The sequence below is a fragment of the Candidatus Hadarchaeales archaeon genome, from assembly GCA_038823825.1.
Classification (GTDB): Archaea; Hadarchaeota; Hadarchaeia; order Hadarchaeales; family Hadarchaeaceae; genus JAVZGN01.
Map to the genome: position 1 here is coordinate 129,818 of JAWBCC010000001.1, position 8,990 is coordinate 138,807.

8 protein-coding genes are annotated in these 8,990 nt (G+C 44.9%); 2 read left to right on the top strand and 6 right to left on the bottom strand.

Features of this window, described 5'->3' with window-relative positions; all coding sequences use genetic code 11:
* Position 1: 1 nt before the first annotated feature.
* Entirely contained in the window at positions 2-517 is a 516-nt protein-coding gene (locus tag QXF64_00700) for a tRNA (cytidine(56)-2'-O)-methyltransferase (protein ID MEM1689015.1), read from the bottom strand.
* On the bottom strand, positions 514-1,563 hold the full coding sequence (gene hflX / locus QXF64_00705) for a GTPase HflX (protein MEM1689016.1): 1,050 nt from the start codon (positions 1,561-1,563) through the stop codon (positions 514-516). The genes QXF64_00700 and hflX overlap by 4 nt, the downstream gene beginning before the upstream one ends.
* A gap of 56 nt (positions 1,564-1,619) precedes the next feature.
* Here hflX and QXF64_00710 point away from each other — a divergent pair, with 56 nt between their 5' ends.
* Together QXF64_00710 and QXF64_00715 are read left to right on the top strand one after the other, a co-directional pair.
* Positions 1,620-3,365, top strand: coding sequence for a transglutaminase domain-containing protein (locus QXF64_00710; GenBank protein MEM1689017.1), 1,746 nt, complete (start codon positions 1,620-1,622; stop codon positions 3,363-3,365).
* Between the two features lie 47 nt (positions 3,366-3,412).
* Positions 3,413-4,609 (top strand): proteasome-activating nucleotidase, encoded by a 1,197-nt coding sequence (locus tag QXF64_00715; protein ID MEM1689018.1) that lies wholly within the window; start codon positions 3,413-3,415, stop codon positions 4,607-4,609.
* Here QXF64_00715 and gatB read toward each other — a convergent pair.
* From gatB to QXF64_00735, 4 genes are read right to left on the bottom strand one after another with little or no spacing between them, the layout of a single operon-like run.
* A complete protein-coding gene (gene gatB, locus QXF64_00720; GenBank protein MEM1689019.1) occupies positions 4,603-5,970 on the bottom strand; it encodes an Asp-tRNA(Asn)/Glu-tRNA(Gln) amidotransferase subunit GatB in 1,368 nt (455 codons plus the stop codon). The two genes, QXF64_00715 and gatB, sit on opposite strands and share 7 nt — an antisense overlap.
* Positions 5,971-6,011: 41 nt before the next feature.
* Complete coding sequence (locus QXF64_00725) at positions 6,012-6,827, bottom strand: ABC transporter permease subunit (GenBank protein MEM1689020.1); 816 nt, start codon at positions 6,825-6,827, stop codon at positions 6,012-6,014.
* Entirely contained in the window at positions 6,824-7,705 is an 882-nt protein-coding gene (locus QXF64_00730; protein ID MEM1689021.1) for a sugar ABC transporter permease, read from the bottom strand. The genes QXF64_00725 and QXF64_00730 overlap by 4 nt, the downstream gene beginning before the upstream one ends.
* Positions 7,706-7,709: 4 nt before the next feature.
* Positions 7,710-8,939, bottom strand: a complete 1,230-nt coding sequence (locus tag QXF64_00735) for a maltose ABC transporter substrate-binding protein (GenBank protein MEM1689022.1) — start codon at positions 8,937-8,939, stop codon at positions 7,710-7,712.
* Positions 8,940-8,990: the final 51 nt, after the last annotated feature.

The following is an 8,990-nucleotide window of genomic DNA, read 5'->3' on the forward strand; positions in this document are numbered from 1 at the left end:
ATCATGTTATTAAGTGTTTTCCCCTCTCACTGGGAATAATCTTCAGCTTCCAATTTGGAAAATCTCTTTCAAGTTCCTTGCCTTCAAAAAGTCTGTCGAGGAAAACGGCGAGTGCGGCCACCTCCGAGTGAGGCTGGTTTCCTATTGCTACGTTGTAGTCGGCGAGTTCGAAAACCTCTGCCGGAACCTTAGCTGCTCCAACAACGATCATTAGGTCCTGCTGGCGTAGTTCTTTGATCACGCTAGACACCGGAACACCATACATGGTCAGATGCACAATTTTTCCTTTCTTTTTCTTCCATTCCTCAATCTCTTTTTTCCAAGGAACTCCGCTCTTCACGAAAAAATTTCCACCCCATCTTTCCACGACTTCTGTTATGCTCTTCTCCACTTCTTCATCACGGATGTCAGCGATTATTATTCCGTCCGCTCCAAAGGCCCTTGCAACAAGTCCAACATGTGTTGTAACTCTTTTATCTCTCTCTGGCCTGTGGCCCAATCTCAGAACGACGATCATGTATTCATCCTCAGAGTTTCGATCAAGGTGTCCAAATTTTCACCTTTAAGAGCTGAGATGGGGACAACAGTTGAAGCCGCAGAGTTTAGGATTTTCAACTTCTCCTCAAGTTCTTCGGGGCTTTTCAGCAGATCTATTTTGTTCAAGGCAACCACGATTTTAGCATCTAGATTCTCGAGAAACTGCATGCAAGCTTTATATTTTCTCATCATCTCGTGCACCGGGTCGCTTCCATCCAGAACCAGCAGTATAACATCGGCTAGATAAATCTCCTCGAGGGTGGCTTTAAAGGCCTCGACCACCATCGGTGGCATATCTTCGATGAATCCAACAGTGTCTGTCAGGAGAATTTTCGGGGATTTCTTTAAAGCTCTTGTTCGTGGGGCGAGAGTAGCAAAGTATTTATCGTCCACTTCTGCTCCACCTTCGGTCAGTGCGTTCAGCAGGGTCGATTTTCCAGAATTCGTATATCCCGCCAGCGTCACGAGTTTGAAACCTAGCTTTTTTCTTCTTTTCCTCAAGAGTTCCCTTCTTTTTTCAATGGTTGCGAGTTTCTTTCGAAGACTTACCAACCTTCGTTTTATAGCGTCATAGTGAACTTGAACCTCGTACTCTCCCCCTCCCATTCTACCCGGCTGCTCAACCGCAACTATTGATCTTATTCTTTCTCTTATCCTTGGGAGTTCATACTTGAGCTTGGCATACTCAACCTGAAGTTTCGCGTCGGGGGTTCCAGCACGCATGGCAAAGATCTCCAAAATCAGCTGGACTTTATCTAAAACCTCCACTCCCAATGCCTTGCTTAGGTTAAATGCTTGAGTTGGAGTCAGCTGATTAGCAAAGACAACCCTTTTCGCTCCATGAAGCTTTACTGCTCTTTCTATTTCTTTGACCTTACCTCTACCAATTTGATAAGCCGGGTCGGGCTCTCTAACCTGACTTATCTTTTCCACAACCTCATAACCAAGCGTTCTGGTTAAAGCCTCGATTTCCGGAAGCATTGAAAGCTGACCAGGATTTCTTCGTTCTACCAAGACGACTTTCATCAAATACATCTTGGCTTTATTATTGGAAATAGGTTAACTATTTTTGGTGTGGAGTGATGAGGAAAGCTGCGATTCTCGCGGTATTCATATTCTTGACTCTTCTTCCGGTACCGGTTCAGGCAAGAACAAACCTCATTTACTCGCTTTACCAAATAGAGCTTCTATCCCTAGAGGACACAAATGTGCTTGTTACAGAAACAATAAAATATCTGAACCTTGACCAAACAATCTCTCTTTCTATTCAGAAAAGGATTCCAGCGAGAATGGTTGAGAACATTCAGGTGGTTGATGAAACGGGACCGCTTTCTTTTTCTTCGCGGAGTCTCGATAACTTTACAGAGATAACTTTTTCGACTAGGTGGATCGAGACGGGAAGAGAATATACCATTCGCATCTCTTATGTGCTCACAAAATGGGCTAAAGTCGCCGGTGGAAGTTATATCGTCAGTTTCTGGGGTCTGAAGGAGTTTGACTTTGACTGTCAGCAGTTTTTAATTAAGGTATATGGTCCTCCGGGTTATGTACCATTTCTCTGCGATCTTTCGGCAACTTCGTTTAGGTCTCCTCCATCGTTTTTGTATTCAACAACGATTTCTCGCGGTCGGTCTTTTGCAGGTCTAACAGCCATTTTTTCCAAACGAACATTTTACTCTATTTCGCTCGATTATGAAATAAACGCAGATGTCCGAAATTTGAGTTTAGACGTCATTCTTGTTAATCCTTATGTGGAATGGCAGTTTTCCTCGTTGGTTTCGGCAGATCCAATGCCCTCTGAAGTTTTTTTTGATAAAGATGGAAATCTCCATGGCGTTTTTAAATTTGTGAACCCGGAAGAAGTTTTTAGGCTTAGAATACAACTTTTCTTCGACGTTTCTGTTTACGATCCAGAAATAACATCGGAAAATGTGGAAGGAATATTCGAAATCCCACCGGAGCTAGCGGAGTTTCTTCTACCTACCGAATGGTGGCCATGTGATAACCCAACAATCTTGAGTATTGTAGAACAAATGACTCAAATGGAATCAAATTCTTTTTTGTTAGCCTCAGCTATCATGAAATTCGTTGAAGATAAGCTCTCTTACCAGCAGCAGGAGGTAAGGCGAGGCGTGTTCTGGTCACTGGAAAGTGGAATCGGTGACTGTAGCGAGTATACAGATCTCTTCATCACGTTGGCTAGGGCCTCAGGGCTTCCGGCAAGAGCTCTTTATGGTTGGGCTTACACGACCGAGAATTTTTCCCCTCATGCATTTGCTGAGATTTATCTTCCGATGGTAGGATGGCAGCCAGTCGATCCGAGCTGGGGAGATAGTCACGGAGACTATTTCTGCAGGCTGGACTCCTCACATATTGTAAGATCAAGACGGGGAGTAAACGACTCAGAATCTTGGATAAATGTGAAATATGTTGGAAAGTCGGTTCAGATTTCTGAGAAAGTTTCAGAGGTGAAAATACTTTCGCCCGCCGAGGCTGCACAGTTGTACGTTCAATCCGCACGCACACATTTAGAGATTGCAAGGAATCTAGCACGTGAGAATCGTGAACTCCTCGCCAAGATTTCAGAGGCCGAGCTCGAGTTAGCCTTGGCAGAAATCGCTTTAAATTTTGATGCCACCGTCCATCATGCTAAAAGATCGGTGGAGCTTTCCAACGAGGTCATTCGAGCATGGAAACCTGAGACCCAATTTAGACAACTTTGGATTTTGCTGGTTGTTGGCTCTTTTCTTTTTGGGGTTTTATGCTTGATTGTCTCGTTTAAGTCTAGAAAACGTAAAGGCAGACGTTATCGGACAAGTTGTCTATGAGAGCTAAAGCTATATTACCGAGTTATGTAAGATAAACTGGGGATAGTTTGGCGGAAAAGAACACGCATGAAGAATACGTCACTGATTACATCCAAAGTTTGGAACAGAGAATAAGAGAACTTGAGCGTGAGAAAAGGGAGTTCGAAGCCCGTTGCCTCAGACTGGAGAAGGAAATAGCCTCTTTGAGGAATGAGCTGAGAAGGCTGCAGACACCGCCTCTGCTAACCGCAACTCTAGTAGATCTTCTAGAGGATGGGAGGGCAATTGTCAGAAGCAGTGCAGGTCCGAGTTTCATAGTCCCAGTTCATGGATTTATAAATCATAAAGATTTAAAGCCAGGCGCGCGCGTGGCACTGAATCAAAGAACCTATGCCGTGGTTGAGGTCCTCCCATCAAAAAAGGACCCCTATGTTTTGGGCATGGAAGTGGAAGAAGCGCCACAGGTTACCTATAACGACATAGGAGGACTGGAAGAGCAGATAAGGGAGATAAGGGAAGCTGTGGAGCTTCCGCTTCTCAAACCGGAGATTTTCAAGAAGGTAGGCATAGATCCGCCAAAAGGAATTCTTCTCTACGGAATGCCGGGAACCGGAAAAACATTGGTCGCTCGTGCGGTTGCTCACGAAACCAAAGCTACCTTCATAAGGTTAATAGGTTCTGAGTTGGTTCAGAAATACATCGGGGAGGGCGCAAGAATAGTTAGGGAGCTCTTCGATCTGGCAAGAGAAAAAGCTCCATCAATAGTCTTCATAGATGAGTTAGACGCAATCGGGGCAAGACGTCTAGACTCTGCCACTAGTGGAGACAGAGAGGTCTACAGAACCTTCCTGCAACTTCTTGCGGAAATCGACGGCTTTGACCCCTGCGATAATGTGAAAATAATCGGCGCCACAAACCGTCCGGATATCTTAGATCCAGCCATTCTGAGACCAGGAAGACTGGATCGTCTAATTCACTTCCCACTCCCCGATGAGCAGGCAAGACTCGCAATCTTCCAGATTCACACGAGGAGAATGAATCTAGGGAAATCCGTTAATCTTAAAAGGTTGGCCAAGTCCACAGCCGGAGCGACGGGTGCCGATATAAAAGCGATATGTACCGAGGCGGGAATGTTCGCAATCAGAGAAGGGCGGGAAATAGTGGAAGAAGTAGACTTTGAAAAAGCTATTGCCAAAGTTCTCCCACCGAACAGATTGGAGATCTCTGATGTCGTTCCAAAACCGGAAAAAATGTATGGCTACTGAGAAAGGCGTTTCTCCAGAATATGCCTTATCTCTCTGGGGTCTCCTTTTCCTTTGATTTTTTTCATAACCACACCAACAAGAAAATCCAAGGCTTTTTCTTTTCCTTTTCGGTAATCTTCAACGGCTTTGTTTTCTTCTTGCAGGGTCTCTTCTATAGCCTTTAAAATTTCGCTGGCTTCAATAGCTAAAAAGCCCATCTCTCTCGCGATTTCCTTAGGATCTCCGGGCTCAACAACCATCTTGCGTAGAACCAGCTCTCCTTGCTCGGGAGTTATTTCCCCAGATCTCACCATCTCAAGCAGTTTGGCGATATCATTGGGCGAAACTCTCAAATCTTTTGCTCTTAGCTTTAAGTAATTCAAAACTTTTTTCAATCTCGTTCTAATCCAATTGGCTGCCAGAACCGAATCTGTTAGTTTGGCTACCTCTTCAAAGAAATCGGCAAGTTCTTTTTCACCCACGATAGCCTCAGCCATCTCCTCTGTTATTCCGTACTGTCTAATCAATCTCTCCTTTCGCAGATGAGGAGCCTCAGGCATTTTCCTTCTTATTTCTTCAACCCATTGTTCATCGATTATGAGTGGCATGATGTCTGGGTCAGGAATGTATCTGTAGTCCTCCTCGAACTCCTTAGTCCTCATCGGGACAGTAATCATTTGATTTTCAAGGTAAGCTCTGGTTTCTCTTGCCACAATTTCCTTTCTCTTGATCTTTTCACTTTGTCTCATTATCTCAAACTTCAGCGCTCTGTACGCCCCATGTACTGAGTTTATGTTTTTTATCTCAACCCTCCCGCCCCCCTCCATCGAGATGTTGACGTCAGTTCTCATCGCTCCTCCGGCCTCCGGTCTGACGACTCCTGTGTACTCAAGAGTACGCGTTAAAATTCTGAGAAATTCTCTTGCTTCTTCCGGTGATGAAATGTCCGGTTCTGTTACGATTTCGACCAGCGGTATCCCAGATCTATTGAAATCCACAGTTCCGTTCGCCGGATTATATTGACCTGGATCCTCTTCGATGTGTATTTCTCTTATGCGAACTCCGCTGAGATTTCCATCCTTGGCTATTGGCATGCTTGTTCTCTGATAGCCTGAAGGAAGATCGGGATAATCGTAGTGCTTACGCAATATATAAATCGGTTCTCCGGTTATCACTCGGCATCCGAGCATGAGCGCAATTTCTATCGCCGCATCTATTGCTTTCTTATTAGGTGGCATTGGTTTAGCTCCGGGAGTACCCGTACATATCGCACATATGTTTGTATTTGGAGGAACATCCTGGTAGTTTGTTGGACACTCACAGAATAGCTTCTGCTCGGTGGCCAGCTGTAAATGAACTTCAAATCCTATCTTTACATTCATCAAAGCAGAATCGCTTTTATCAGATATTAAATCTCTCCGCTTCATTTGATAGCTCCGCGCGTGAGGCCCATTATCAGATACCTCTGGAAGATAAGAAAGACCACCAAAAGCGGAATCGAGGCTAGCAAAACGCCCGCAGCCAAAAGCGGATAATCTGGAGCTCTTCCGCCTATTCCGGCCAAAGTCGCTAAGCCATAGACGAGAGTCGTGTCAGGATACTCGAGCATGAAAGACGGAAGTATAAAGTCGTTGTATGGGACCAAGAACGCCATAAAGGCTATCACTCCTAGAGCCGGTTTTGCGAGGGGAAGTATTACTTTTACGAAAGTCTTGAAGTGTCCGGCTCCGTCCATAATCGATGCTTCTACGAGTGTTTTCGGTATGGTATCCATGTATCCCTTTAAGAACCAAGTATAGAACGGGACACTTGAACCCGCATAGATGAGTATCATTCCGGCCAAGTTAACTAAACCCAAGCTGCTCATTATCTTGTATATAGCGACCATTCCGACCAGCGAGGGGAACATTTGAGCAAAAAGCATAAAGGCAAGCATCTGTTTACGCCCGGCAAACTTCATAAAAGAGAAGGCGTATGCTGCCGGACATATCATCACAAAGGTTAGAATTATCGTTCCAAGACAGATTATAGCCGTATTCACCGCCCAAAGGATGAAGTGCTGCTCACGGAATAACTTCACGAAGTTTTGGAAAGTTATGGATTCGGGCATAAGGCTCGGCGGTATGAACGTGCTTCTGAGAGAGGCCGTAAATATAAAGAAGACCGGGAACAACACGGCCAAAACGACGATGATCAGCATAAAATGACTGAGCAAAATTTCCAGCTTCTCTTTCTTCATCTGACCACCTCTTTTGTGGCTCCAGTAATCTTGAGGTTTATGAAGGTCAGGCCGGCTAGGATGAAGAAGAGAATGACAGAGAAAGCCGCGGCTATAGCATAGAAGTGTCCTTCACCAAAGGCGAGCCTGTAGAAGTATGTTATCATTATGTCACTACCTCCCGGGGCATTTGTAACTCCCGTCGGCGGTCCTCCCTCCGAAAGCATCCACACGACCGTAAAATTGTTGAAATGGAATGCGAATGTGAATATAAGAATTGGGACTATCACAGACTTTAGAAGCGGAAGGGTAATTTTCCAAAATTTACGGATCTTACTTGCACCGTCAATTGCTGCGGCTTCATAGACACTCGGTGGAATGCTTTGGAGGCCTCCGAGGCAAGCACACATCATGAATGGAAAGGCGGTCCAAACATTCACAAGAAGTATTATCATCCTTGCTCCCCAGACGCTTTGAAATCCTCCCTTAAGGTAAAGGGACCAACTTGTTCCTAACAAACCTCTCCAAGCCATTATCGTTATCGTGGATGGAAGGGCCCAGGGGATTATCAGAAGAGTCCTGTAGATTGCCCTACCCTTGAGCTTAGGATTGTTCAGGATTATTGCGAGGACAAGTCCGATTGAGAATGCGATTCCAACTGAAAGAGCAGCGAACAAGAGGTTCCAACTGAAGACACCTAAGAAATATCTGGTGTAGCCTCCTTTGACGATCTCAGCGTAGTTCTGAAGTCCGACAAATTCGTAATGCGGATCATGACCAGGACCCCAGTTTGTGAGGGAGATATAAATGTTGTATGTGCTGATGGCAAGGATCGCAAAGCTCATCCCTATGACCGCAGGGAGGATAAAAAGATATGCGCTTTTTTCTCCGATTTTCATAACATCACCTTCTCTTCGCTATCGACTCTTTCATCTGTTGCACAGCCTCCTCCAACGTGGATGCAGGATCCTGCCCTAGGACGATCATCTTCAGAGCGTTTGTCCAAGGCGTCCACACACTGTCCATTTCAGGGATTTTGGGCATTATTATTCCATTCTCTATCTGGGCGAGAACTATTCTAACCTCTTCCTTATTTTCCATTTCAGCAAGCACATCAAGTCTGCTTGGGATTCTCCAGCCGGCCTGATGCAGAGTTCTTTGGGAATTTTCACTACTGAGGAATTTCGCAAGATTCATCGCTGTTTCAAAGTTCTTGGATTTTGGGTTGACCATGCAGACTTGAACCCCCACAAACGTTTTCGGATATTCTCCGTTCGGGAGCTTCGGAAAGTTTGATATCCTATAGGTTATTCCCGCTCTTCTTATTTCCTCGAAGGCCCAAGGTCCATCGATTATCACAGCCGCCCTGCCCGCTTTGAAATACTCACGCACCGAGTAGGGATTAAGAGTAGTATCTATCGGTAGGACACCGTCCTTTACCATTTGCTGGATGAATCGTGCGCCATCAATGGCGCCGGGATTTGCGAGTCCTATATTTTCAACATTCTCTTCATCCCCGAAAACATATGCCCCGTAGCCCGACATAATCGGAAAAGAGTAATAAGGATCGACATGTGGATAATAGAAACCAAAGAAGTCAGGTCTTCTCACGGATTTCGCATAATTGAGAAGGTCCTCCCAGTCTTCAAAAGTGTTCTCAACCAAGCCAGAATTGTAAATTAAAACTAAGCTCTCCATCAGGCATGGAAAACCCCATATCTTGTTTTCATATGTTACCGCAGAAAGAGCCTTTTCAAAGAATTTGCTTTTCTCGCTTTCGGGGAAATATTCGTCCGTGATTGGGGCGATAACGCCCATTTCTGCAAACTCTCCTATCCAGTCATGTGGACCGAGCAAAACATCTGGTCCCTTTCCGATGGGAACACCAACTCGGTATCTCGATCTTAGATCTTCGATGTTTGCTACCCAGACAACTCTTACGGTGGTTCCTTCTTCTTTCTCAAAGATTTTGACGAGATTCTCAACAGCTTCGACTTCGCTCCTGACTAATCCAATCCAGAGCGTGATTTCACCTCTGGGTATTAGCATTTGTCTAGTAGGGATGAGGATTACAAAAGCAACAACTGCAAGCAACATATATGTGAAGAGCCCAGGTGTTCGACTCAACCTCACACCAAAAAATATTCAAAAATTTCAATATTAACTTTTTTGGATTGAGAGAAA